This is a genomic window from Mesorhizobium sp. RCC_202 (genome assembly GCF_041355295.1).
In the GTDB taxonomy this organism is placed as follows: domain Bacteria; phylum Pseudomonadota; class Alphaproteobacteria; order Rhizobiales; family Rhizobiaceae; genus Mesorhizobium.
The window spans coordinates 1-23,588 of the sequence record NZ_JBFUPO010000007.1 but is presented as its reverse complement, the minus strand read 5'-3'; the positions used below and the strand labels follow the sequence as shown (position 1 = coordinate 23,588).

Here is a 23,588-nt window from a genome sequence, read left to right as displayed (position 1 = left end):
CCCTCCTAGCCGATCAGCCGTTGCCGCAATTCGGCGGAAGGGATCTCGCAACTGTCCTTCTTGCCGAACAGCGCGTAGCGGTTTTTGGCGACACGATCATAGAGCCAGTCGCGCAGCGGGCGCGGCAGAACGAGCAGCACCTTTGCCGTGCGCCATGGCCAGCCAAGCTTGGCCATGATGGCGACGAAACTGTCCATGCGGGTGAAAGCGACGCCATCGATGATAGCGAGGTTGCTGTCGTAGTCGTCGGTCGGCAGGCCGTGCTGGCGAAACAACGCCTCGCCGAAAGGCGACTGCGCGGTGGCGAAGCGGAAGCTTTTCTCGCGATCGAGCCGGACGATCAGCCGGACGAAGCCGGAGCAGAACACGCAGACGCCGTCGAAGACGACCAGCGGCTGGCTTGCGTCATGGATCTGGGGCAGGAGATGCGGACGATCTTGGTAGGGCAGGTCGGTCATGTCGGCCCCGGCTGCTTAGTGTCTTTAGGACATTAAGCCAGCCGGCGGCGGCGTCAAAGTCGCGGTGTTGTCGCACGCCAGCCATAGGCCAGCGCGGGGCGCTCGGCGCGATAGGTCGTGCTGCGCTGGTCGGTGGCCGGCCGGCAGATTCTGCTTTTGCGGGTCATAATCAGTTCGCGCTCACACCGAGCGAGCTGCCGCGACGCGCGCAGGCCGGGCCGGGGCCGCGCATGTAGTAACGCTCCGGCCGATAGGTTGGCGCGACGAATTCGCGGATGGCGGCGGCATAGCCGGCAATGTGGTTCCAGAAGTTCATTTTACCTGTCCCTGTCCCGTTTTCGGATGTCCCTTCCGAATTGTCCGGGAGCATAGCGTCGAGGCGTGAATAGTCGGTGAACGTGATGTTAATTTCTGGTCCGAAAGTCGTTGCATCGTGGCCGGAATGCGGCTGATTCGGTGCCTTTTGTCGCGTTTGCGCATGATGTGCTTTTTGCATCACATATGTTTCGCGTTAATGTCGCTTGGGCGCGCTTCTGTTTCACCTTCGCCGGGTGCTGCGAAATTTCATTGCGCCGACGGGCACTGCCCGGTCAGCCTCTTGCGGAACCCAAGCGCGCCCTGCCCGTTGCGGTAGGATCGCATCGCGCAGGAGTTTGCCATGGCACCGCGGCCCGCCTGGAAGGGCTATCTGAAACTGTCGCTGGTCACCTGCGCCATCGAGCTGACCAATGTCGTCACCCACACGGAAAAAGTCTCGTTCCGCATCCTCAATCGCAAGACCGGCAACACCGTCAAACGCATCTATGTCGATGCCGAAACCGGCAAGCCGCTGGAGGAGGGCGAGGAGGTCAAGGGCTACGAGGTCAGCGATGGCGATTTCGTTCATATCGAAGAGGACGAGATCGAAGCGGTGCAGATCGAATCCTCGCACACGATGAGCCTCGACGGCTTCGTCGAGAAATCCTCGATCGAGCAGATCTATCTCGACACGCCCTATTACGTTTCGCCGGCGGACAAGGTCTCCGAGGAGGCCTTCGCCGTCATCCGCGACGCGATGTCGAAGAAGAAGATGGCAGGGCTTGCCCGCATCGTGCTCTACAGCCGGGAGCGTCCGGTGGTGATCGAGCCGCTGGGCAAAGGCATGGTGCTGACGACGCTGCGCTATGACAACACGGTGCGTCAGCCGGGCACTGTCTTCGGCGAGATCAAGGCGGCCAAGACCGACGATGAGATGATCGATCTCGCCGAGCACATCATCGACAAGAAGAAAGCGAAATTCGATCCGTCGAAATTCGACGACCGCTATGAGGACGCCTTGCTCGAGCTGATCCGCGCCAAGAAGGCCGGCAGGAAGGCGCCCAAGGCCAAGGCGCCGCCGAAACCATCCAATGTCGTCAACCTGTTCGACGCGCTGAAGAAGAGCCTCAACGCGGACGGCAGCGGCAGGGCCGACAAATCCTCAGCCAAGCCGCCGGCCAAGCGAGCCAAGGCCAAGGCCGCGCCCAAGCGCAGATCCGCATAGGAGCGCGGCGCCATGGCCGGTCTCGAGCAATATCAAGCCAAGCGCGATTTCAAGAAAACCGCCGAGCCGGCCGGCAAGGTCGCGCGGGGCAACAAGACCGCTGGCATTTTCGTTGTGCAGAAGCATGCCGCCACCCGCCTCCACTATGATTTCCGGCTGGAATACGACGGCGTGTTGTGGAGCTGGGCGGTGACGCGCGGCCCGAGCCTCGATCCGCATGAGAAACGGCTGGCCGTGCATGTCGAGGATCATCCGGTCGACTACGCCGCCTTCGAAGGCACCATTCCCAAGGGCGAGTATGGCGGCGGCTCGGTCATTGTCTGGGACGAAGGCAAATGGATCCCGGACGGCGATCCGGCCAAGGCGATGAAGAAGGGTCATATCGACTTCGAGCTCGAAGGCCACAAGCTCAACGGCCGCTGGCATCTGGTGCGCCTGAAGCCGCGCCCCGGTGAAAAGCGCGACAATTGGCTGCTGATCAAATCCGACGATGCCGCCGCCCGCCCCGGCACGGACATTCTTGAAGAAGAACCGAAATCGGTGAAGTCGGGACTGACGATCGAGGAGGTCGGCGCGGGCAAGGCGGCCAAGGGGCAGAAGCCCAAAGTCTGGCACTCCAACAAGCCGGCCGCCGGCAAGGCCAAGGCCGCGCAGGCCAAACGCCTCGAGTTCATCGAGCCGCAGCTGGCGACCTTGGAGAAGAGCACGCCTGCCGGCGAGGATTGGCTGCACGAGGTGAAATTCGACGGCTACCGCATGCAGGCGCAGATTGCCGGCAGCGAAGTCAGGCTGCTGACTCGCGCCGGCCTCGACTGGACCGAGAAATTCGACGGCCCGGTGACGGCAGCACTTGCCGGGCTGAAATGCCGCGACGCCATCATCGATGGCGAGGTGGTGGTGTTGGCCGACAGCGGCGTGTCGTCCTTCGCCTTGCTGCAGGCGGACCTGTCGGCCCGCCGCGCCGACCGCTTCGTCTACTACGCCTTCGACCTGATGCGGCTCAACGGACAGGATTTGCGCGCCGAGCCATTGGTCGAGCGCAAACAGGCTTTGTCCGAACTGCTCGGCGCAGAGACGCAGGATTCGGCGCTGCGCTTCAGCGACCATTTTCATGAGCCGGGCAAGGTCATGCTGCAGCACGTCTGCCGCATGGGCCTGGAGGGCGTGGTTTCGAAGCGCGCCGACGCGCCCTATCGGAGCGGCCGCGGGCTCTCCTGGGTCAAGTCGAAATGCACGCTGCGCCAGGAATTCGTCATTGGCGGTTATCTGCCGTCCGACAAGACCGGGCGCGGCCTGCGCTCGCTTTTGGTCGGCTATCACGAGGGCGGCAAGCTGCGCTATGCCGGCCGCGTCGGCACCGGCTTCTCCGGCAAGGTGGCGACGGATCTCGAGAAGAAGCTCGATGGTCTTGAAGCCAAGAGCTCGCCCTTCTCGGCAGCGGTGCCGAAGGGCAAGGGCCTGACCTTCGTCAAGCCCGAACTTGTCGGCGAAGTGGAGTTCCGCAGCTGGACATCCGACCGTATAATCCGTCATGCCTCGTTCCAGGGGTTGCGGGAAGACAAGCCGGCGGAGGAAGTCGTGCAGGAGAAGCCGAAGACAACCACCAAGGCACAGAGTGGAACAAAGCCAGGCGGAAAATCCGAGGCCTCGGCCGGAACGGCGAAAACGTCGATAAAGCTCTCGCACCCCGACAAGTTGCTGTGGCCCGACGAGAAGGTCTCAAAGCAGGATCTGCTCGACCATTACGCGCTGGTCTGGCCGCGCATGGAGCAATTCGTCGTCAACCGGCCGCTCAGCCTGGTGCGGGCGCCGGACGGTATTAATGGCCAGCGCTTCTTCCAGAAGCATGCCTCGCCCGGCATGAGCGACAAGATTCTCCGGATGAAGGATCCGGACGGCGGCGAGGAAATCCTTTTCATCAAGGATTTCGATGGCCTTGCCGCGCTCGTCCAGTACGGCGTGGTCGAGGTCCATATCTGGGGCTGCACCGTCGACGCGCTGGAAAAGCCGGACCAGATCATCTTCGACCTCGATCCCGACGAAGGCGTTGACGTCAAGGCGGTGCGCGAGGCGGCGCTTGACATCCGCAAGCAGCTCGACGAGCTGTCGCTGCCCAACCTTGTCAAGACCTCCGGCGGCAAGGGCTATCACGTCCTGGTGCCGCTGAAGCCGTCGGCGGAGTGGGATGCGGTCAAGGACTTCGCCCATGACTTTGCCCGCGCGCTGGAGCAGGCCGCGCCCGACCGTTACACGGCGACGCTGTCGAAGAAGGCGCGCACGGGCAAAATCTTTGTCGACTATCTGCGCAACGGCAGAGGCTCGACGACGGTGGCGCCGTATTCGTCGCGCGCCAAGAAGGGCGCGACAGTGTCGATGCCGGTGACCTGGCCGGAACTGGAGAAGGGATTGGCGCCGAATGCGTTCCCGCTGGGGGACGAGACGACGCTCAAGCAGTTGAAGAAGGCCGACCCGTGGGTGAATTTCTTCAAGCTGGGGAACATGTTGAAAAGGGGGTGATCGGGCAAGACGCAAAGTCGCCTATGCCGAGATCCTTCGCCCCCTCTCTGTCCTGCCGGACATCTCCCCCTCAAGGGGGGAGATTGGCAGCTTTGGCGCGGGGCCTCTTCTGCAACGTTGACGATTGGCGAAACAGAGCGTGACATCCGATCTCCCCCCTTGAGGGGGAGATGCCCGGCAGGGCAGAGAGGGGGGCCTCGCGCCGGCATGCAACGGTGTCGTTGTGCCGCGCAGCAGCCCTACCCCAGAAACACCCGCGCAAACTCCTGCCTGCCAGTCGGCGAGAACACCACGGCGCGGCTGTCCTTCTCGCGCCGGGCCCATTTCTCGGCGATGATCTTGTCGAGGATGGCGGCGCCCAGCGTTCCAGCCAGATGCGAGCGCCGCACGCTCCAATCAAGGCAGGCGCGGCACACAGGCCGTCTGGCCTTACCGTCGATCTCGATGCCGAGCGTCGCGAAATGCGAGGCGCCGGACGGCGCCAGCCTGATCGCATTGTCCTCACGCAGCAAAAGCTTCTTGTCGAACAGGCAGTCGAGCATTGCGACAGCCTGCTCGCCGGCAAGATGGTCGTAACAGACGCGCGCCACGCGCATGGCGGCGTCGCGCGGACCGGGCCGCACCCGCCTGGGGCCGACCGCTTCGGCAACGCCGGTGATCGCCTCGATCATGCCCGCCACCTGCGCGCTGGCAAGGCCGTAATAGCGATGGCGGCCCTGGCTCGCCAGCGTCAGCAGGCCGCCCTCCATCAGCTTGGACAGATGCGAGGACGCGGTCGGCAGCGACACGCCGGCCTCCAGCGCCAATTCGGTTGCGGTCAGGGCTGTGCCTCCCATCATCGCGTTCAGCATATTGGCGCGGGCCGGATCGCCAACCAGGCTGGCGACGCGGGCAATGTCTGGTCCTTCACGCATGGTTCGATCCTTGTCGAAGCATTCTCGTCAGAAGAGCATTAATCTCTAGCCAGCTCAAGGAGCCGAGAGCAACGCTCCTGACACGGAACTGCCTAGCACAAGGACGCAAGCAATGTTTCGACCGCGATCGAACCATGCTTACGGCAAAGCCAAGAAGGAGACAGACATGACCATCACTTGCTTCATCCGCTACGAGATCGACCCGTTCGGCAAGGCCGCTTTCGAGCAATATGCGCGCGCCTGGGGCCAGGCGATTCCGCGTTGCGGCGCCGACCTGATCGGCTATTTCGGGCCGCATGAAGGCTCGGCCACCACCGCTTATGCCGCCTACAACATCGAGAGCCTTGCCGCCTACGAGGCCTATCGCGCCCGGCTTGCCGCCGACCCGGCCGGCAAGGCAAACTACGAGTTCGCGCGCCGCGAGAAATTCATCCGCAAGGAAGACCGCATCTTCCTGAAGCTGGTGTCCGGGCCGCATGGGCCGCAGCAGCTGTTTCAGGCCTAGAGCAATTCCAGGAAAAGTGCATAGCGGTTTTCCGTCCGGAATTGCGTAAGAACAAATAGTCATGGTCAAGGAAAGGATCGAGGCATGATCGCAGTCATCTTCGAGGTCGAGCCGGCCGAGGGCAAGCGCGATGCCTATCTCGGCATCGCCGCCGAGCTTCGGCCGCTGCTCGACGGCATCGACGGCTTCATCTCGATCGAGCGCTTCCAGAGCCTCGCCGACCCGAAGCGGGTGCTCTCGCTGTCGTTCTGGCGCGACGAGGAAGCGGTGAAGGCCTGGCGCAACACCGAGGAGCATCGCCAGGCGCAGCAGGCCGGACGCGGCGGCATCTTTGCCGGCTACCGGTTGCGCATCGCCCATGTCGTGCGCGATTACGGGCTGACGGAGAGGGAAGAGGCGCCCCAGGACAGCAGGGCGGTGAATGGGTGATCTCCCCTTCTCCCCTTGTGGGAGAAGGTGGATCGGCGCGGTAGCGCCGAGACGGATGAGGGGTGTTCCAGCGGAGTGAGACGTTGGTTTTCCCTGGAGCACCCCTCATCCGACCTCGCTTCGCGAGGCCACCTTCCCCCACAAGGGGGGAAGGAAGAGACCTATGCATTGCCGATCAGCACCCCCGCGCCGAACACCAGCGCGCCGCCGAGCACCACCTGGAAGGCGGCGCGCCAGAACGGGGTCTGCATGTAGCGGTTCTGGACAAAGGCGATGGCCCAGAGTTCGAAGAACACGACCACCGCGGCCACCGCCGTCGCCGTCCAGAATTGCGGGATGAGATAGGGCAGCGCGTGGCCGAGCCCGCCCAGCGTCGTCATCAGGCCGACCGTCAGTCCGCGCTTGATCGGCGAGCCGCGCCCCGACAATTTGCCGTCATCGGAAGCAACTTCGGTGAACCCCATCGAAATGCCGGCGCCGATCGAAGCGGCAAGTCCGACCAGCAGTGTCTGCCAGGTGTCATGCGTGGCAAAGGCGGCGGCGAAGATCGGCGCCAGCGTCGACACGGACCCGTCCATCAGCCCGGCCAGTCCCGGCTGCACATAGGTCAGGATGAACTGGCGCTGCTCGGCGGTCGCTTCTTCGGTTTTGACCGTGCCTGGCACATGTTCCTGTTCCAGTTTGTGGGCCGAGCTTTCGTGGCTCTGTTCGGCCACGGCAAGCTCATCGAGCAACTTGCGCGTCGAGGCGTCCGTGGTTCGCCTGGCTGCCGCGACATAGAAACGATAGGCCTGCTGCTCCATCGCCTCGGCCTGGCGCCGCACATGCTCGATGCCGAGCGGCTTCACCAGCCAGTCGGGCTTGCGCTCGAAATAGCCCCTCACATGCTCGCGCCGGATCAGCGGGATGCGCTCGCCGAAGCGCCTGCGGTAAAGCTCGATGAGCGAATCGCGGTGGCCGTCCTCCTCCTCGGCCATCGCCTCGAACAGCTTCGCCGATTGCGGAAAGTCGTCGGCCAGGCCATCGGCATAGGCGCGGTAGATGCGCCCGTCATCCTCTTCGGACGAGATGGCCAGGGCCAGGATCTCCTGCTCCGAGAGCGAATCGAAGGAGCGGCGGCCGAAGCCGAAAACACGGGAAAGCATGATGGTATCACTCTAGTTTAGAATTGTTCTAAACTAAGATTTCAGCCGCCGGACGTCAATTGCCGGCAAGGCGGATTGCTCCCGAATGGTTGATCCAGCGCCTCTTCATTATTGCCGAATGTTTGCCTATATAGACGGCAACAGCCAAAATCGAAGGAACCCAAGGGATGACGGACAAAAAACCGCCGCACGCATTCGACGCGAAACCCGTTCTCGACCTCATTGCCAGCATCGAGGCCGACCTGCAGCGCCTGAAGGGCCTGGTCGAGGAGCAGGTCGAAAAGTTCGATCCGGCCAACCCGCACAACAAGACGCCGGAGGGCAAGCTCACCGAGGAAGGCGTCGAGTGCTGCTATCGCATGTTCGACGAAGGCAAGTCGCGCTATTCGGTCGCCCAGCAGATGAAGATCTCCTTCGCCGCCGCCACGCACCGCTTCAACAATTGGCGCAAGCTGGGCGGCAGCAAAAGGACAACCACGCTGCTGGGATGAGGAGCGGTCCGGGCAGCGGACGAAAAGCCCCGGGGCAGGCGCCGATCGCGAACCTCAGCGCTGCCCCTCATTGCCCTGCCGGGCATTTCTCCCCGTAACCGGGGAGAAAGAGCAGGTCGCTGCGTCGCCGCCTTCTGTCCCGACGCTGGCGATTGGCGAAATCGCCGATGACAGCCCCTTCTCCCCGTTCACGGGGAGAAGATGGCGGCAGCCAGATGAGGGGCGGCGCCAGCGGTGGCCATAATTTGCTTACCTTGTAACCATCACATTTTTTCGTTGGCGTGCCGCCGCGGTTTCCGTGCAGCATTGGCTACCGATTTCTGTGAGGGCTTAAAACCATGACCAACTTGCCAGGCATTTCCGATATCCGCGCCGCCGCCGACCGGCTGGCCGGTCTGATCGTCGAGACGCCATTGATCGAATCGCCCGAGCTCAACAAACGCTATGGCGGCCGCATCCTGTTCAAGCCGGAGACCTTGCAGCGCACCGGCTCCTTCAAGATCCGCGGCGCTTACAACAAATTGTCGTCGTTGAGCGCGGAAGAGCGCAGCCGTGGCGTCGTCGCTTTCTCCTCCGGCAACCATGCGCAAGGCGTGGCGGCTTCGGCCGCCCTGTTCGGCGTCAAGGCGGTCATTGCCATGCCGGCCGACGCGCCGGCGCTGAAGATCGGCAATGTCCGCAAGATGGGCGCCGAGGTGGTGCCGTTCGACCGCTTCAAGGATGACCGCATGACGGTCGTTCGCCCCTATATGGAGAAAGGCATGGCGCTGGTGCCACCTTTCGACGATCCCGCCATCATCGCCGGCCAGGGCACGATCGGGCTGGAACTGATGAGGCAGGCCGAGGCGCTCGGCGTCAGCCTCGACGCCGTGGTGATCCCTTGCGGTGGCGGTGGCCTGACCAGCGGCATTTCGGTTGCGGTCAAGGATGCCTCGCCGGGCACCGCCGTCTGGGCGGTCGAGCCCGAGCATTTCGACGACACCCGCCGTTCGCTGGTGAAGGGCGAAAGGGTCTCGAACGAACCGGGCTACAACTCGATCTGCGATGCCATCCTCACCGCCGAGCCCGGATTGATCACCTTCGAGATCAATCGCCGCAATCTTGCCGGCGCCATTGCCGTTTCCGACGCCGCGGTCGCCCAGGCGATGCGCGACGCGATGGCCCACCTCAAGCTGGTTGTCGAACCCGGCGGCTGCGTCGCGCTGGCGGCGCTGTCGTCGGGCGAGATCGACCTCGCCGGCAAATGCGTTGCCGTGGTTCTGTCGGGCGGCAATGTCGATTTCGGCACCTATGCCGGGATCATGGCGGCGTAAGTGTGCTGCGGCCCGCACGCGGGAAGCGCCGTGACCCTCCAGCGTTAAAAGCTTTCCGCCGTGCTTGATTAATCCAACGTGCGCCTGAACCGCACCAGCGCCACGCCGGCAAACAGCGCCACGAAAGCCACCAGCCAGCCGATCTCGGTCGCCACCGCCGGCAGCTCGGCGCCCTTCAGCATGACGGCCCGGGTGATGCGCAAAAAATGCGTCAGCGGAAAAATCTCGCCCAGCGTCTGCGCCCAGCCCGGCATGCCGCGATAGGGGAACATGAAGCCCGACAGCATGATCGAGGGCAGGAAGAAGAAGAAGGTGAGCTGCAAAGCCTGCATCTGCGTGCGCGCGATCGTCGAGATCGTGTAGCCGAGCAGCACCAGCGCCAGCACGAACACCAGCACGGCGGATAAAAGCAGTGACATCGACCCGGTGAAGGGGATGGCGAACAAAAGCTTCGACGCCGCCAGCACCACCAGAACCTGCACCGCGCCGACCGCCAGATAAGGCAGCACCTTGCCCAGCATGATCTCGAGCGGGCTCGACGGCATGGCCAGAAGGTTTTCCATCGTGCCGCGCTCGGTTTCGCGCGTCAGCGCGATCGAGGTCATCATCACCATCGTCATCTGCAAGATGACGCCGAGCAGGCCAGGCACGATGTTGTATTGCGAGATGCCTTCCGGATTGTAGCGGCGATGCACGACGACATCGAGCTGGCCGCGCGCCGCTTCCTTGGCGGTTTCCTGCGTGCCTTGCGCCCGCAGCAGCGCCTGGCCGGCCACTGTGCTCAGCGTCGAGATGGCGCCGCTGGCCACCGCCGGATCGGTGGCGTCGGCCTCGATCAGTATCTGCGGATTGTCGCCGCGCTCGACGCGCCGCGCGAAATCGGCGGGAATGGTGACGACGAAGGCGACGTCGCCATGTTCCATCAGGAACTCGGCGTCGGCCGCGCTCACGGCCACCTGGTCGAAGCGGTAGTAGCCGGTCGTCTGCAGCGCCGAGACCATCGCGCGGGTGTAAGGGTCGCTGCTGGTCGCCACGAGTGCTGCCGGCAGGCTCTTCGGGTCGTTGTTGATCGCGTAACCGAACAGCACAAGCTGGATCAGCGGCACGCCCAGCATCATGGCGAAGGTGATGCGATCGCGCCGCATCTGGATGAATTCCTTGATCAACAGCGCACCGAGCCGGGCGAAGGAGAACACCGCGTTCATGCCATATTGTCCTTCGAGCCGGACATGAACTGGATGAACACATCCTCGAGGCTGGTCTCGCCGGGCCTTACGGTGACGCCCTTGTGCTGCTTCTCGATATCGGCCAGTGCCTTTTCCAGCGCTGCCTTGTCGGAGCCGACGACATGCAGCGTGGCGCCGAACGGCGCCACCTGGTCGACGCCGGGGCGGCCTTGCAGCGCTTCGGCCACCTGGTCGAGACGCGGTCCCTGCAGCACGAAGGTGGTCAGTCCGGCATTCTTCACCACCTCGTCCACGGTGCCGGTGGCCAGCATCTTGCCGTAGGAGATGTAGCTGATGCGGTGGCAGCGCTCGGCCTCATCCATATAGTGGGTGGAGACCAGCACCGTCAGCCCGCCGCTGGCCAGCCGGTGGATCTCGTCCCAGAATTCGCGCCGCGCCTTCGGGTCGACACCCGCCGTCGGTTCGTCGAGCAAAAGCAGCTTCGGCTTGTGCATGATGCAGGCGGCCAGCGCCAGCCGCTGCTTCCAGCCACCGGAAAGCGTGCCGGCCAACTGGTTGCGGCGCGTCGTAAGCCCCAACTCCTCCAGTGTGCGCGACACATAATCCTCGACCGGCCTCAGTCGGTAGAGCCGCGCCACGAATTCGAGATTCTCGCCGATCGTCAGATCCTCGTAGAACGAGAATTTCTGCGTCATGTAGCCGACTTCGCGTTTGATCTTGAGCGCGTCGCTGCGGATGTCGAAGCCGAGCACCGTGCCGTCGCCCTCGTCCGGCGTCAGCAGTCCGCACATGATGCGGATGGTCGTCGTCTTGCCGGAGCCGTTCGGCCCGAGGAAGCCAACGATCTCGCCTTCGGCCACCGTCATCGTCACATGGTCGACAACGGTCTTGTCGCCGAAGCGCTTGACCAGGCCATGAACGTCGATGGCGTTCATTTTGCAAGATCCGCCAGATCGACATCGACGATCTGTCCGGGCTGCAGCGGGCCGGCATTGCCCTCGGGCCGCGCCTCGACGAGATAGACCAGCTTCTGCCGGGCCTCGAGCGAATAGATCACCGGCGGGGTGAATTCCGGATCGGGCGAAACATAGCTGACGCGCGCCTTCAGATCCGTTCCGCAACCGTCGCAACGGACGGAAAGCAGCGTGCCGACCTTGACCGACGAAAAAGCTGTTTCCGGGATGTAGACGCTGAGCTTGACGGCGCCGTCCGGCAGCATCGAAATCACCGGCGCGGTCGGCCCGGCGGTATCGCCGGGGTTGCGGATGACGTCGTTGACGCGGCCGGGTGAGGCCGCCGTCAGCACCCGTTTGGACAGCCGCCACTGTGCCTGTCCCAATTCGGATTGCGCTTGCTTGACCTGGTTCTCGGCGGCCTTGATCGTCTCGGCCCTCGCCGGCAGATTGCCGACGGCGAGATTGGCCTCGGCCTGGCCGACCTGCGCATCGGCAGTTTCCAGCGAGGCGGATGTCGTGTCGTAATCGGCCTGCGTGCCGGCGCCGCGCCTATAGAGGTCGCTGGCGCGGTCATATTTGCGCTTGGCGTCGGCGGCCTGCGCCTTGGCCATGTCGACTTCGGCCTTCAACACCGCGATTTCTTCCGGACGCTTGCCCACCTGCAGGTCGGCAAGCTGCGCCTGCGCCTGCGCAAGTGCCGCTTGAGCCTGCGCCACGGCGATCTCGGCGTCGGCGTTTTCCAGCGTCGCCACCGAGGCGCCGGTCTCGACGCGGTCGCCGCGCTTGACCGTCACCGTTTCGACCTGCGCCACCTCGATTGGCGCCAAGAGCACGTATTCGCCTTCGACATAGCCGACAGCGAGCGGCGCGGTTGGCGCGCAGGCGCCGAACAGCTGGGCCGCCAGCGGCAGCGAACAGAAGAAACTCATGATTTGCCTCCCTTGCGGATCGCATCTCGCGCCGCCAGCATGGCTTTCAAATTGCCTGTCGCGACCGCCACCACCTTGGCGGCCTCGCCCTTGCCGATCTCGCGCCAGCCCATCCTGCGCAGCACCGCTTCGCGGCCGATGCGGAAATAGATGACCTGGCCGATCAAGGTGAAAACGGTGAGCTTGGTGGCCTCGCTTTCGGCCGGCTCGCCGGTTGCCCGCTCCCAGACCTGGCACAGCCGCCGGTGCGTCGGCTCGAACACGCCGGCATAGATCCGGTCGAGTGCGGCGGTCGGATGCGAGAGCTCGCGAAGTATGAATTGTACGATCTCGCCGGCCTGCGGGCTTGCCACGATAAAGCCCACCATCGCCTCCAGCGCGGCGAAGAGCTGCGCCCGGGCCGCTTCGGGGTTCGCGGGCGCGGCTGCCTGGCCGGCAGCGCCCAACGCCTGGCCGGCGACGGCCTGGATGGTATCGACGATGTGGTCGGCGGCGGCGATCCGCAGACCTTCCTTGCCACCGAAATGATAGGCGATCGAGCCGATATTGGCCTTCGCTTCCGCCGCGATCTCGCGCGTCGAGGTGCCGTCGAAACCTTGTCGTCCAAACAGCTTGAGCGCCGCGGCCACCAGCGCCGCGCGCGTCTGCTCGGCGGGAGGCGCTTCCTGGCGGGGCATTTTGGTGTTCGGCGGTTTGATCATTTTTACTGCTTTAATCAATCGATTGATTAAAGTCAAATCATTTCCAGCCCGGCTTGCCTTCTCGATCCGTGCACGCTTTAGTGCGCGGCCATGGGCAAGGAAGTCGAGCGCAAGTTCCTGGTCTCCAGTCCCGCCTGGCGCGGTCTGGTCGAAGCGGAGATTCGCATCCGTCAGTTCTACGTCGCCGCCCAACCCGGGCGCACGGTGCGCGTGCGCATCAGCGATGGGCGCTCCGCCAAGCTGACGCTCAAGTTCGGCGATCGGGCGCGCGAGCGCGACGAGTTCGAATATTCCATCCCGCTTGCCGAGGCCGAGGAACTGATGGCGTTTGCCGTCGGACGTGTCATCGAGAAGACACGTCACCATGTTAGGCACCGCGGCTATCTTTATGAAGTCGATGTGTTCGGCGGAAAGCTCGCGGGCCTGGTGGTCGCGGAACTCGAGACGCCGGACGACGTGCCTGACGAAATGCTGCCCGACTGGCTCGGTCACGAGGTCACCGGCGAGTCGAAATTCTACAACGCGTCGCTGGCCCTCGGGGGGATTCCGGAGATCGCCGCATGAGCTTCCGTATAGATCCGCGCTTGCCGCTGACCGGCGAGGTCAGGCGCATATTGGCCGACGAGATCGGCAAGGCGCTCGCCCATCTCGAGGCGGCGCGCGAAAAGCCGGAGCAGGGACTGCACAAGTGCCGCAAGCGGCTGAAAAGCGTGCGCGCCTTGTTGCGCCTGGTTCGTTCCGGAGACGAACCGTTCTGCCAGACCGAGAACGAGTGCTACAAGCAGGTCTCGGCGCTGCTCGCCGGACCGCGTGAGGCGACCGCGCTGATCGAGACCATCGATCGCCTGGCCGGCGCCTTTCCGGAGCAGTCCGCCGGCGGTGGGCTCGATCCGGTGCGCGAACGGCTGGTGATGCGCCAGCATGAACTGCATGCCGGCCTCGACGCCGCCATAAACGCTGCCGTCGCCGCCTGCCAGGAAGGCCTGGAGCGTGTCGACAGGCTGGCGCTGCTCGACCAGCCGGAGCAGGCCGCCGACATATTGGCCGACGGCGCCCGCGCCACCTTGCGGCGGGCGAAGAAGGCGCTGGACAAGGCCGAGTCACGCGGCGAGGCCGAGGATTTCCACGACCTGCGCAAGGCGGCCAAGACCCACTCGATGCATCTGTCGCTGCTCGGGCGGCTGTGGCCGACGCCGATCAAGGCGCGCCGCAAGGCGGTCGACAAGCTCGGCGAGGAGCTCGGCGAGTTGCATGACGTGTTCGTCATGCGCGCGCTGCTCGATGCCGATGGCGATCCGCTCGGCCCGGCCGACGAAACGAAACTGTTGCGCAAGCTTTTGAAGCGCTCGGAAAAGAGTCTCGCCAAATCCTGCCTCGCCGACGCCGCCGATCTCTTCGGCGACAGCCCCAAGCGCTCGGCCAGGAAACTCGCGCGCAAGGCGCGCGACGACCTCGCGGCCCCCCAGGAAGAAGCCAACATGGCGTGACGCCAGCTATGCTTGGCGGATCGTGCGCTGGCTTGCTGTGCTATGCCGGTAGCGGCTGCTTTCCCTTCATCGCTCCGGCATCCGCCCGCGCACCCGCATCCCTCGGATGCGGCCCGATCGGCATGATCGCGGGAAACGGCGTCGCGCCGAAGGCAAAGGTCCATTTGTAGCCGACAAGCTGCTCCTCGGGCGTGGTGTGCTGGTCGTGATGGGCAAGCAGCCTGGCGCGATCGGCGAGTTCTTCGGCCTCGCGCTTCAGCATCTCGGCCGTTTGCGGCCGCATCCGCCTGGAGAAGCTGACGAAGGTTGCCTCGTGATCCAGATGGCGGATCGCCCAGCCGATGAAATTCTTGTTGGTCATTTCGAAATGCGGCTTCAGCGGCCCTTCGAAATTCCACTGGATCGGCGTCTCGATCAGCAGCCTCGCCGACAGGCCGCGCCCGAGCGCGATCAGCCCGAGCTCTTCGAGGTCGCGCAGATAGAGGAACATCGAGGCCTCGCTCAGGCCTTGCGAACGCATGATGCCTTCGGGTGTGAATTTCTCCGACAGCATGACGAAGATGAACAGCAGCGCCGGCCGCGCCGCCAGCCTGTGCTCGATCTCCGGCCCGACGCGGTTGGCCGGGCCCGGGCCGCGGTTCATCGCGCCCAGCACGTTTTCCAGCTCGACCTCGGCCGCCGCGCAAATCTCCATCAGCCGGTCGAGCTTGCAGTTCTGCTCATGGAAGATGCGTTTCACCGTCGGCTCGGAAACGCCCATGCGCTCGGCCAGCATGCGATAGGTCAGGCCTTTCGCCTTCAGCGTCCGTTTCAGCGCCTCGAAGATCGGGCCATTCATGGAATGCACCTCATATGCGGGATTTCGTATCGGTATTCGATACTAGCGCCGAAGTGGCTTCCAGAAAAGTATCGAAAAACCTAGCTCTCCGTCATCACCACAGGAGAGCATCATGAAAACCCTCATCGCTTCCACCGTCTTCGCCACCATTGCCGCAATGTCGGCTGCCCAGGCTGGCGAGATCTGGCGCGCCACTGGCTTCGAGCAGCCGGAATCGGCGCTTGTCGATACCGCCAACAACCGCATCGTCGTCTCCAACATCGTCGGCAATCCCGGCGACGCGGACGGCAATGGCTATCTCTCGCTGCTGTCGATGGACGGCAAAATCATCATCCGCCACTGGGTGGGCGGCATGGATGCGCCCAAGGGCATGGCGATTTCCGGCGGCAAGCTCTACGCCGCCGATATCACCAAGGTCCGCATCGTCGATCTCGCCAGCGGTAAGCTGATCGAGACCATCGATGTGCCGGGCGCTGTGTTTCTCAACGACATGACGCAGGACAGCGCCGGCAAGGTCTATGTCAGCGACATGCTGGCCGACACCATCTACCGTATCGATGGTGACAGCCCGGAATTGTTCGTCAAGGATGCGCTGCTCGCGTCGCCCAATGGCGTCTTCGCCGATGGCGGCAGGCTGATCGTCGCCTCCTGGGGCAAGGGCATCAACAAGACCGATTTCAGCACCGCGGAGCCCGGCGGCCTGCTGTCGGTCGACCTCGCCACGAAGACGGTCACGCCGCTGCCCGGCGCGCAGAAATTTGCCGACCTAGATGGTGTCATCGCTATCGGCGACACCATCTATGCCACCGCTTACATGACCGGCACGCTCTACAGCTATCATGACGGCGGCACGCCGCAGGTGGCCGCCACCTTCAAGCCGGGCAGCGCCGATATCGGCACCGACGGCAAGCGCATCTTCGTGCCGCTGATGGGCGAAGGCGAGATCGCGGCGCTGAGCCTCGATTGAGATAGCTGTCGCGGGCTCGCTCTCGAAAGCCTCCCTACCAGCCACGCGATGGACCGTGATACGACGGTCCATCGCGTGACGCGCTCAAGGAGGTTTGCCATGGAAGATCATGAGATCAGGGCAGCCCTGGATCGCCACTGGGCTGCCTCCGACGCCGATGATTTCGAGGCCGAGCACCTGATTTACCGGGAGGATGCGGTGCTCGACTGTCCGCAATCGGGCGAGCGCATCCGCGGGCGCCACAATATCCAGGCCTCCCGCGCCGCGCAGCCGAACCAGAAGCGCTTCACAGTGCGGCGCATCATCGGCGCCGGCGCGCTCTGGGTGACGGAATACATCCTGACCTATGACGGGCGACCCTCCTACACCGTCTCGATCATGGAATTCGTCGACGGCAAGGTGGCGCGCGAGACCCAGTATTTCGGCGACCCGTTCGAGCCTGGGCCGTCACGCGCGCAATGGGTCGAACGCATGCCGTGACCGCCAATCACGATTGGACCGCCATATCGCGCTGGCTGCCATCTGGTACCGCCGTTCGCTCCGGGCTATCCGGCCGCAATGAGCCAAGCCGTGAAGACATCCAGCCTGAGCGGCGCCCCGACGATCCCGGTGCTGGTCTGCGCGCTGGCGATCTGCCTGCTGTCCGGGATGGATGCGGCGATGAAGTCTCTGGTCATCGCCGTCGGCATCTACAACACGTTGCTCTGGCGCAGCATGGTCGCGACCGTGGTTGCCGGCGCGGCCTGGTCGACGGGGCCACGTTCTTGGCCAACGGTTTCGGTGCTGAGGCTGCATGCGCTGCGCGCCGCGGTGGTCGGGATGGTCCTGGTTTTCTTCTTCTGGGGTCTCGCCAGGCTGCCGCTCGCCGAGGCGATCGGGCTCAGCTTCATCGCGCCGCTGTTTGCCCTTTTCCTTGCCGCGCTGCTGTTGGGTGAGCGCATAAGGCGCCAGACTATATGGGCCTCGCTCGCCGGCCTCGCCGGCGTAGCCGTCATCCTGGCCGGCCAGTTCGGACGCGAAAGCTATTCGCATGACGCCCTGCTTGGCACGGCGGCGGTGCTCGTATCGACGGTGTTCTATGGCTACAATCTGATCCTCGGCCGGCGGCAGGCGCTGTTGGCCAAGCCGGTCGAGATCATGCTGTTCCAGAACCTTTGCGTCGCGGTCGTCCTGGCCCTCGCGGCACCTTGGCTTGCCGTTGCACCTCCAGGCAATCTCTGGCTTCCGCTCGCCGGCGTGGCGATGCTGTCGCTCGCCGGCCAATTCCTGATGAGCTGGTCCTACGCCCGCGCCGAAGCGCAATATCTGATCCCGACGGAATACTCGGCCTTCATCTGGGCGATCGGGCTTGGCTGGTTCTTCTTTGGCGAGAAGGTGGCCTGGACCACGCTGGCAGGGGCATGCCTGATCGTTGCCGGTTGCCTGGTCGCCGCGCGCACCAACCCGAAGCTGGCCGAGCCGATCGAAGCGACGGTGTGAGGAAGCCTGGCGGCGATCGTCTACGCAGTCTCCGTTTTTCCTTTCAACTGCGCCCGCGCGTCGCGGATCGAGGCGGCATAGGTCACCAGCGGCCGCTTGACGCCGTGGTTGATCAGCGTGCGTCTTATCGGCGGCGCGGCACCCGCGATGATGAAGCGCACGCCGGCGCGCTTTGCCTTGTGCGCGGCGCTCTCGATGACGTTGGCGGCGGTGGAATCGAAGAAAGGCACCGCCGAACAGTCGAGGATGAAATTTTTGCGCTGGTCGGCGATGCGGTCGAGCACCGTGCCGACCGTCGAGGCGGCGCCGAAGAAGAATGCGCCGGAGATGCGGTAGACGACGGTGTCGGCATCGGCGGCTTCGCTGGGATCGTAGGCGCTCGGCTGATCGGCGACGTCCTCCGGCACCAGGGGCTGGTCGGCTTCGACGGCGATGGACTTGGCCATGCGGTCGATGAACAGGATCGAGCCCAGCACGAAGCCGACGACGATGCCTTCGGTGAGATCGCGGAAGACAACGATCAGGAACGTCGCCAAAAGCACCAGCGCGTCGCCGCGCGAGGCCTTGAGCAGCGTGGCGAAGGCCTGCTTTTCGAACATGTTCCAGCACACGACGGCGAGCACGCCGGCGAGCGCCGACAGCGGGATGTAGCTGGCCAGGGGCGCAGCCACCAGCATCAGCACAAGCAGGATCGCCGAGTGCAGCATGCCTGCGACGGGCCCATGCGCGCCGGCCCGCACGTTGGTGGCGGTGCGGGCGATGGTGCCGGTGGCGCAGATGCCGCCGAACAGGGCCGACGCGATGTTGGCGAAGCCCTGCGCCACCAGCTCGCAATTGGAGCGGTGACGCCGCCCGGTCATGCCGTCGGCGACGACGGCAGATAGCAGCGATTCGATGGCGCCGAGCAGCGCGAAAGCGATCGCGTCCGGCAAGACGTCGATCATCCTGCCGATGCTGACCGGCGGCAGCGTCGGCCATTGCAGGCTGCGCGGTATGCCGCCATAGCGCGTGCCGATCGTCTCCGCCGGCAGCGCGAACAGCGCCACCAGCAGCGATGCAATACCGATGGCGATGAGCATCGCCGGCCATTTCGGCCGCCACTTTCGCAGAAGGACGATTGTGACGATGGTCAGCGCCGCCACGAACGCCGCCGACGGGTTGACCGTGCCGATTGCTTCGCCGATCGCCGCCAGCTTGGGCACCAGCGGTCCGGGCTCCTTGCCCGCCAGCTTCAGCCCGAGCAGTTCGACGATCTGGCCGGAGAAGATGATGACGGCGATGCCGGCGGTGAAGCCGACGGTCACCGGATAGGGGATGAACTTGATGTAGGTGCCAAGCCTGAGATAGCCGATGGCAAGCAGGAAGACGCCGGCCATCATGGTGGCGAGCAGCAGCCCGTCGACGCCGACGCGGGCGACCGTCGCCGCCACCAGCACGATGAAGGCGCCGGCCGGTCCGCCGATCTGGAAGCGGCTGCCGCCGAGCGCCGAGATGATGAAGCCGCCGACGATCGAAGTGTAAAGGCCACGCTCCGGTGTGACGCCGGAGCCGATGGCGATCGCCATCGACAGCGGCAGCGCCACGATGGCGACGGTGATCCCGGCAATGACGTCGGCCCGGAAATGCGCCGATGTGTAGCCCTCGCGCAGCACCGTCATCAGCTTGGGCGTGAACAGGTCGGCGAATGTCGGCCGCGCCTGGTGGGGGATTGCCTGCCTGGCCTGATCCATGGACTGAATTCCGCTCCCAAAGCGGCGGGATCGTCGGCTTGATGTCGGCGGTCGCCGTCGCGACTTTCTTGCCGACTCAGCCTTGCGGGTTCTGCGGCGCGATGGTTTTGAGGCGCACGCCCCTGCCGCCGCGCTCGCTGGTCTGGTTGTCGCCGATCAGTTCCACCCCGGCTTCATCGAGGGCCTGGATGACCTTCATCAGCGTATCGACCACGCCGCGAACGACACCCTCGCTCGCTTCCATGCGCTGTATCGTCGGAAGCGAGACGCCGGCGCGCTCAGCGAGCGTCCTCTGGTCGATACCAGCCAGCGCCCGCGCGGCGCGCATCTGAGCGGCGGTGATCATCTTCCAGAGCCCATGTCTGAGTCTGCAGTATCAATGGATAATATAATCATAGTGATGTTTCAAGCATCATTAAATAGGGATGAGACATAGGTCACTCACTGTCCGCCACCACCTTGCGTCGCTGCAAAAGCCGCGCGACCAGCCAGCACAGCATGGCCCAGGCAAAGCCGGCGCACCAACCGGCAAGCACGTCGGATGGCCAGTGGACGCCGAGATAGACGCGGCTCGTGCCGACCAGCACGGTGACGAGCACGGCAAGGCAAAGCACGAAGATCTTGGTCCGGCTGTCCGGCAGGAAGCGCGCGGCCAAGGTGCCGAGCGTCAGATAGGTCACCGCCGACAGCATGGCATGCCCGCTCGGGAAGGACAGCGAGGTCTCGTCGACGAGATGCGAGACGAGGTCGGGCCGTGGCCGGTCGACCTCGAGCTTGAGCAGGCTGGACAGCACTTGCCCGCCGGCCACCGCAACGAACATGAACAGCGCCGTCGCGGGCCTGCGGATCAACAGCATATAGATGATCGTCGCGGTCGTGATCAGCACCAGCACCGCCGAGCTGCCGAGCGCGGTGATGTCGCGAACAGCGCCTTGCAGCCAGAGCGGGCCGAGCGGATCGTCCGGCTGCCCGGCATGGCGGAAGGCGAGCAGGATTTCCGTGTCGAAAGCATGCGGCGCGGCGGCGCGCGCAACCTCCATCAGCTCGACGAAGCCCCAAAGTGCTGCGGCGATCAGCAGCCCGGCCAAAAGCACCGGGAATTCCATTCTGTTGAGCAGCGTGTCGACCGAGGATTTCATAGCGACCAAGGTTTCGTTGACGCGACATCCGACGGAAAACCGCGTCACACTTTTCGTAGGATTGCTTTTAGAGCCTCTGCATATAGGCCCGAGCGTGATGAGCGCGACGGCGGCGATGGCCAGGACGACACCGGTCGCCTGAATGGCGTTGAGCCGCTCGCCGAAGAAGACCAGCGCCACGACATTGACCGACACGAGCTGGATCACCGCCGACAGGCTGAACGACACCGACATGCCGAACTCGCGCACCAGCCGCAGCATGATCAGATTGCCGGCCGTGTAGAGCGCCAGTGTCAGCAGGATCTTGCCGAGGCTCGGCTCCAGCCCCCACTGCTTGGCCGCCATCGCCGCCAGCAGGAAGGTCACGGTCGACATGCCGAGTTGCGCCAGTCCCCAGAAACTCACTTTTCATCCCCTGTCGAAGCGGCCATCGCCGCGCGTGCCGCAGCCCTTGTTTCGGAAGCGCGCCAAGCCGTCAAGCTGACCGCGAGCTCTCGTCAGCCGGCAAACAGTTCTCGACCATCGATCACGACAATGTCACGAAAATGTGATCGACAGCCTATAGGGGTCGAAAGTCAAAACTCCAGCCACCCCAAGAAGCCAGAGGAACAGCCGATGTCCGTGACCCCTGAAACCCGCTTCCGCACCAGCCAGCTCGAGGAGAATGACGGCCCGTCCGTCAATTCCAGCGACAACCGCACCATGGGCGAGATCATCGCCGCCCGCTTCTCGCGCCGTGGTTTCCTCATGGGCTCGCTCGCCGTCTCGGCCATTGCCGCCACCGTCAGCCCGCTGGCGCTGATCGCCGCTGATGAGGCGCGCGCCGCCGAACGCTCGGCCTTCAAATTCGACGAGCTCGAGGCGGGCATCGACGACAGGCACCATGTCGCGCCGGGTTACGACGCCGATGTGCTTTTGCGCTGGGGCGATCCGCTGTTCGCCGATTCGCCTGAGTTCGACCCGACCAAGCAGTCGGCGGCGGCCCAGGCTCGACAGTTCGGATACAACAATGACTATGTCGGCTACATCCCGATCGACGGCTCGGCCGAGCATGGGCTGCTGGTCGTCAATCACGAATACACCAACCCGCATCTGATGTTCCCGGGCATCGTCAAGGTTGTCGAGAAGGATGGGAAGAAGAAGGCCGAGGTCGCGCCGCTGTCGAAGGAGCAGGTCGATGTCGAGATGGCCGCGCATGGCGGCACCATCGTCGAGATCCGCAAGGACGGCGGCAAGTGGCAGGCGGTGCGCGACGGCAAACTCAACCGCCGCATCATGTCGACCACCGAGATGGCGCTGTCCGGCCCGGTCGCCGGCCATGACCGCGTCAAGACCAATGCCGATCCGTCCGGCACCAAGGTCATCGGCACGATGAACAATTGCGCCGGCGGCGTCACGCCCTGGGGCACCTATGTGATGGCCGAGGAGAACATCCATGGCTATTTCTCCGGCGAATTGCCCGAGGGCCACAAGGAGGCCGCCAACTACAAGCGCCTCGGCATCCCGGAGGGCGCCTATGAATGGGGCGCGCACTACGACCGCTTCAACCTCGCCAAGGAGCCGAACGAGCCGAACCGTTTTGGCTGGATCGTCGAAGTCGACGTCAACGACCCGACCTCGACGCCGCGCAAGCGCACCGCCATGGGCCGCTTCAAGCATGAGGGCGCCGAATCGATCGTCGCCAAGGACGGCCGCGTCGTCTTCTATCTCGGCGATGACGAGCGTTTCGACTACGTCTATAAATTCGTCACCAAGGGCACGTTCAACCCGAACGACCGCGCCGCCAACATGAACCTGCTCGACGACGGCACTTTGCACGTCGCCAAATTCGCCGAGGACGGCTCGGTCGAGTGGATGCCGATCGTCTTCGGAGAAGGCCCGCTGACGGCGGCGAACGGCTTTGCCGGTCAAGCCGACGTTTTGATCGAAACGCGGCGCGCCGCCGACCTGCTCGGCGCCACCAAGATGGACCGGCCCGAAGACATCCAGCCCAATGCCGGCAACGGCAAGGTCTATGTCATGCTGACCAACAACACCAAGCGCAAGGCCGAGCAGGTCGACGTCGCCAATCCGCGTGCCGACAACGCCTTCGGCCACATCATCGAGATCGTCGAGGGCGGCGGCGACTTCACCGCCACCAAGGGCAAGTGGGAAGTGCTGCTGAAGTGTGGCGATCCTTCCGTTGCCGATGTCGGCGCCACCTTCTCGACCGCGACGACGGCCAATGGCTGGTTCGGCATGCCGGACAATTGCGCGGTCGATTCCGCCGGCCGGCTGTGGGTCGCGACCGACGGCCAGGGCCCGAAGGCCACCGGCCGCACCGATGGCCTGTGGGCGGTCGACACCGAAGGTGCCGCGCGGGCGACTTCGAAACTGTTCTTCCGCGTGCCGATCGGCGCCGAAATGTGCGGCCCGTTGTTTACGCCCGACGACCGGACGGCGTTCGTCGCCGTCCAGCACCCGGGCGACGGCGGCGAGGACTGGGAAGGTTTCGGCCGCCCGTCCTACTACGAGAATCTGTCCACCCGCTGGCCCGACTTCAAGCCCGACATGCCGGTGCGGCCCGCGGTCGTCGCCATCACCAGGCAGGGCGGCGGCAAGATCGCGGTGTGACCCGCGGCGCGGCGTAGGGAAAGAAGCGATCGCGACATTGGAGATTGGTCGAAGCCTCCCCAAAGTCGTCATCCCAGGGCGAAGCAGGAGCGAAGCTCCGTCGCGGAGACCCTGGGATCCATTCCGTTGCCTTCGACGTAGGGCGCAGCGGAGCAGAAATCTGCTCCGTCGCGACGCTTAAAAGTCTCGGAATGGCAACTGTGTTCATGCGAAAGCTTTTTTATCTCGGATGACGGCGTTTAGGACGACGAGAAGCTTCCTTGCGACG

The 23,588-nt window shown here is 64.3% G+C and carries 24 protein-coding genes; 12 read left to right on the top strand and 12 right to left on the bottom strand.

Going from position 1 to position 23,588, the window contains the following annotated elements:
- Nucleotides 1-5: 5 nt before the first annotated feature.
- Both AB6802_RS17125 and AB6802_RS17120 read right to left on the bottom strand, forming a co-directional pair.
- Nucleotides 6-458 carry a thiol-disulfide oxidoreductase DCC family protein gene (locus AB6802_RS17125; protein ID WP_371011331.1) on the bottom strand — a complete coding sequence of 151 codons (453 nt, stop codon included), beginning with the start codon at nucleotides 456-458 and terminating at the stop codon, nucleotides 6-8.
- A 169-nt stretch (nucleotides 459-627) separates the two neighbouring features.
- Nucleotides 628-954, bottom strand: coding sequence for a hypothetical protein (locus tag AB6802_RS17120; RefSeq protein ID WP_371011676.1), 327 nt, complete (start codon nucleotides 952-954; stop codon nucleotides 628-630).
- Between the two features lie 162 nt (nucleotides 955-1,116).
- Here AB6802_RS17120 and AB6802_RS17115 point away from each other — a divergent pair, with 162 nt between their 5' ends.
- Both AB6802_RS17115 and ligD read left to right on the top strand, forming a co-directional pair.
- The gene (locus AB6802_RS17115; RefSeq protein ID WP_371011330.1) at nucleotides 1,117-1,980 is read left to right on the top strand and encodes a Ku protein; all 864 of its coding nucleotides are present in this window, start codon (nucleotides 1,117-1,119) and stop codon (nucleotides 1,978-1,980) included.
- 12 nt (nucleotides 1,981-1,992) lie between these two features.
- Nucleotides 1,993-4,497: a DNA ligase D gene (gene ligD, locus AB6802_RS17110; protein ID WP_371011329.1), complete on the top strand. Its 2,505-nt coding sequence runs from the start codon at nucleotides 1,993-1,995 to the stop codon at nucleotides 4,495-4,497.
- 239 nt (nucleotides 4,498-4,736) lie between these two features.
- Here ligD and AB6802_RS17105 read toward each other — a convergent pair whose 3' ends face one another.
- The gene (locus AB6802_RS17105) at nucleotides 4,737-5,411 is read right to left on the bottom strand and encodes an ArsR/SmtB family transcription factor (RefSeq protein ID WP_371011328.1); all 675 of its coding nucleotides are present in this window, start codon (nucleotides 5,409-5,411) and stop codon (nucleotides 4,737-4,739) included.
- Between the two features lie 166 nt (nucleotides 5,412-5,577).
- Between AB6802_RS17105 and AB6802_RS17100 the strand changes: the two genes are divergently transcribed.
- On the top strand, nucleotides 5,578-5,916 hold the full coding sequence (locus AB6802_RS17100) for an NIPSNAP family protein (protein ID WP_371011327.1): 339 nt from the start codon (nucleotides 5,578-5,580) through the stop codon (nucleotides 5,914-5,916).
- Nucleotides 5,917-6,000: 84 nt separating this feature from the next.
- Complete coding sequence (locus tag AB6802_RS17095) at nucleotides 6,001-6,345, top strand: antibiotic biosynthesis monooxygenase (protein ID WP_371011326.1); 345 nt, start codon at nucleotides 6,001-6,003, stop codon at nucleotides 6,343-6,345.
- A 161-nt stretch (nucleotides 6,346-6,506) separates the two neighbouring features.
- Here the strand turns inward: AB6802_RS17095 and mbfA are convergent, their stop codons facing one another.
- Complete coding sequence (gene mbfA, locus AB6802_RS17090) at nucleotides 6,507-7,490, bottom strand: iron exporter MbfA (RefSeq protein WP_371011324.1); 984 nt, start codon at nucleotides 7,488-7,490, stop codon at nucleotides 6,507-6,509.
- A 167-nt stretch (nucleotides 7,491-7,657) separates the two neighbouring features.
- On the opposite strand from mbfA, the gene AB6802_RS17085 reads away from it, so the two are divergent.
- A complete protein-coding gene (locus AB6802_RS17085) occupies nucleotides 7,658-7,981 on the top strand; it encodes a hypothetical protein (RefSeq protein WP_371011322.1) in 324 nt (107 codons plus the stop codon).
- 338 nt (nucleotides 7,982-8,319) lie between these two features.
- Entirely contained in the window at nucleotides 8,320-9,294 is a 975-nt protein-coding gene (locus tag AB6802_RS17080) for a threonine/serine dehydratase (RefSeq protein ID WP_371011321.1), read from the top strand.
- A 68-nt stretch (nucleotides 9,295-9,362) separates the two neighbouring features.
- Here the strand turns inward: AB6802_RS17080 and AB6802_RS17075 are convergent, their stop codons facing one another.
- Genes AB6802_RS17075 through AB6802_RS17060 form a run of 4 tightly spaced genes read right to left on the bottom strand, consistent with a single transcriptional unit; the run spans nucleotide 9,363 to nucleotide 13,067 of the window.
- Nucleotides 9,363-10,499 carry an ABC transporter permease gene (locus AB6802_RS17075; RefSeq protein ID WP_371011320.1) on the bottom strand — a complete coding sequence of 379 codons (1,137 nt, stop codon included), beginning with the start codon at nucleotides 10,497-10,499 and terminating at the stop codon, nucleotides 9,363-9,365.
- Nucleotides 10,496-11,416 carry an ATP-binding cassette domain-containing protein gene (locus AB6802_RS17070; protein ID WP_371011319.1) on the bottom strand — a complete coding sequence of 307 codons (921 nt, stop codon included), beginning with the start codon at nucleotides 11,414-11,416 and terminating at the stop codon, nucleotides 10,496-10,498. The genes AB6802_RS17075 and AB6802_RS17070 overlap by 4 nt, the downstream gene beginning before the upstream one ends.
- On the bottom strand, nucleotides 11,413-12,366 hold the full coding sequence (locus tag AB6802_RS17065) for an HlyD family secretion protein (protein WP_371011318.1): 954 nt from the start codon (nucleotides 12,364-12,366) through the stop codon (nucleotides 11,413-11,415). Before AB6802_RS17065 ends, AB6802_RS17070 begins: the two co-directional genes overlap by 4 nt.
- Nucleotides 12,363-13,067: a CerR family C-terminal domain-containing protein gene (locus tag AB6802_RS17060; RefSeq protein WP_371011317.1), complete on the bottom strand. Its 705-nt coding sequence runs from the start codon at nucleotides 13,065-13,067 to the stop codon at nucleotides 12,363-12,365. Before AB6802_RS17060 ends, AB6802_RS17065 begins: the two co-directional genes overlap by 4 nt.
- A gap of 90 nt (nucleotides 13,068-13,157) precedes the next feature.
- Between AB6802_RS17060 and AB6802_RS17055 the strand changes: the two genes are divergently transcribed.
- Nucleotides 13,158-13,631 (top strand): CYTH domain-containing protein, encoded by a 474-nt coding sequence (locus AB6802_RS17055; RefSeq protein WP_371011316.1) that lies wholly within the window; start codon nucleotides 13,158-13,160, stop codon nucleotides 13,629-13,631.
- The gene (locus tag AB6802_RS17050) at nucleotides 13,628-14,554 is read left to right on the top strand and encodes a CHAD domain-containing protein (RefSeq protein ID WP_371011315.1); all 927 of its coding nucleotides are present in this window, start codon (nucleotides 13,628-13,630) and stop codon (nucleotides 14,552-14,554) included. The genes AB6802_RS17055 and AB6802_RS17050 overlap by 4 nt, the downstream gene beginning before the upstream one ends.
- Before the next feature lie 40 nt (nucleotides 14,555-14,594).
- Here AB6802_RS17050 and AB6802_RS17045 read toward each other — a convergent pair whose 3' ends face one another.
- A complete protein-coding gene (locus tag AB6802_RS17045) occupies nucleotides 14,595-15,392 on the bottom strand; it encodes a helix-turn-helix domain-containing protein (RefSeq protein WP_371011314.1) in 798 nt (265 codons plus the stop codon).
- A gap of 112 nt (nucleotides 15,393-15,504) precedes the next feature.
- On the opposite strand from AB6802_RS17045, the gene AB6802_RS17040 reads away from it, so the two are divergent.
- The 3 genes from AB6802_RS17040 to AB6802_RS17030 all read left to right on the top strand — a co-directional run bounded on the left by AB6802_RS17040 (nucleotide 15,505) and on the right by AB6802_RS17030 (nucleotide 17,838).
- Nucleotides 15,505-16,359, top strand: a complete 855-nt coding sequence (locus AB6802_RS17040) for an SMP-30/gluconolactonase/LRE family protein (protein WP_371011313.1) — start codon at nucleotides 15,505-15,507, stop codon at nucleotides 16,357-16,359.
- Between the two features lie 99 nt (nucleotides 16,360-16,458).
- Nucleotides 16,459-16,839: a nuclear transport factor 2 family protein gene (locus AB6802_RS17035; protein WP_371011312.1), complete on the top strand. Its 381-nt coding sequence runs from the start codon at nucleotides 16,459-16,461 to the stop codon at nucleotides 16,837-16,839.
- Nucleotides 16,840-16,917: 78 nt separating this feature from the next.
- Nucleotides 16,918-17,838 (top strand): DMT family transporter, encoded by a 921-nt coding sequence (locus tag AB6802_RS17030; RefSeq protein WP_371011311.1) that lies wholly within the window; start codon nucleotides 16,918-16,920, stop codon nucleotides 17,836-17,838.
- 20 nt (nucleotides 17,839-17,858) lie between these two features.
- Here AB6802_RS17030 and AB6802_RS17025 read toward each other — a convergent pair whose 3' ends face one another.
- From AB6802_RS17025 to AB6802_RS17015, 3 genes are all read right to left on the bottom strand, one after another.
- On the bottom strand, nucleotides 17,859-19,568 hold the full coding sequence (locus AB6802_RS17025) for a SulP family inorganic anion transporter (protein ID WP_371011310.1): 1,710 nt from the start codon (nucleotides 19,566-19,568) through the stop codon (nucleotides 17,859-17,861).
- A 76-nt stretch (nucleotides 19,569-19,644) separates the two neighbouring features.
- Nucleotides 19,645-19,914 (bottom strand): helix-turn-helix domain-containing protein, encoded by a 270-nt coding sequence (locus tag AB6802_RS17020; protein WP_371011309.1) that lies wholly within the window; start codon nucleotides 19,912-19,914, stop codon nucleotides 19,645-19,647.
- A gap of 91 nt (nucleotides 19,915-20,005) precedes the next feature.
- A complete protein-coding gene (locus AB6802_RS17015; protein WP_371011659.1) occupies nucleotides 20,006-20,707 on the bottom strand; it encodes a phosphatase PAP2 family protein in 702 nt (233 codons plus the stop codon).
- Nucleotides 20,708-21,322: 615 nt separating this feature from the next.
- Here AB6802_RS17015 and AB6802_RS17010 point away from each other — a divergent pair.
- On the top strand, nucleotides 21,323-23,320 hold the full coding sequence (locus tag AB6802_RS17010; protein ID WP_371011308.1) for a PhoX family phosphatase: 1,998 nt from the start codon (nucleotides 21,323-21,325) through the stop codon (nucleotides 23,318-23,320).
- Nucleotides 23,321-23,588: the final 268 nt, after the last annotated feature.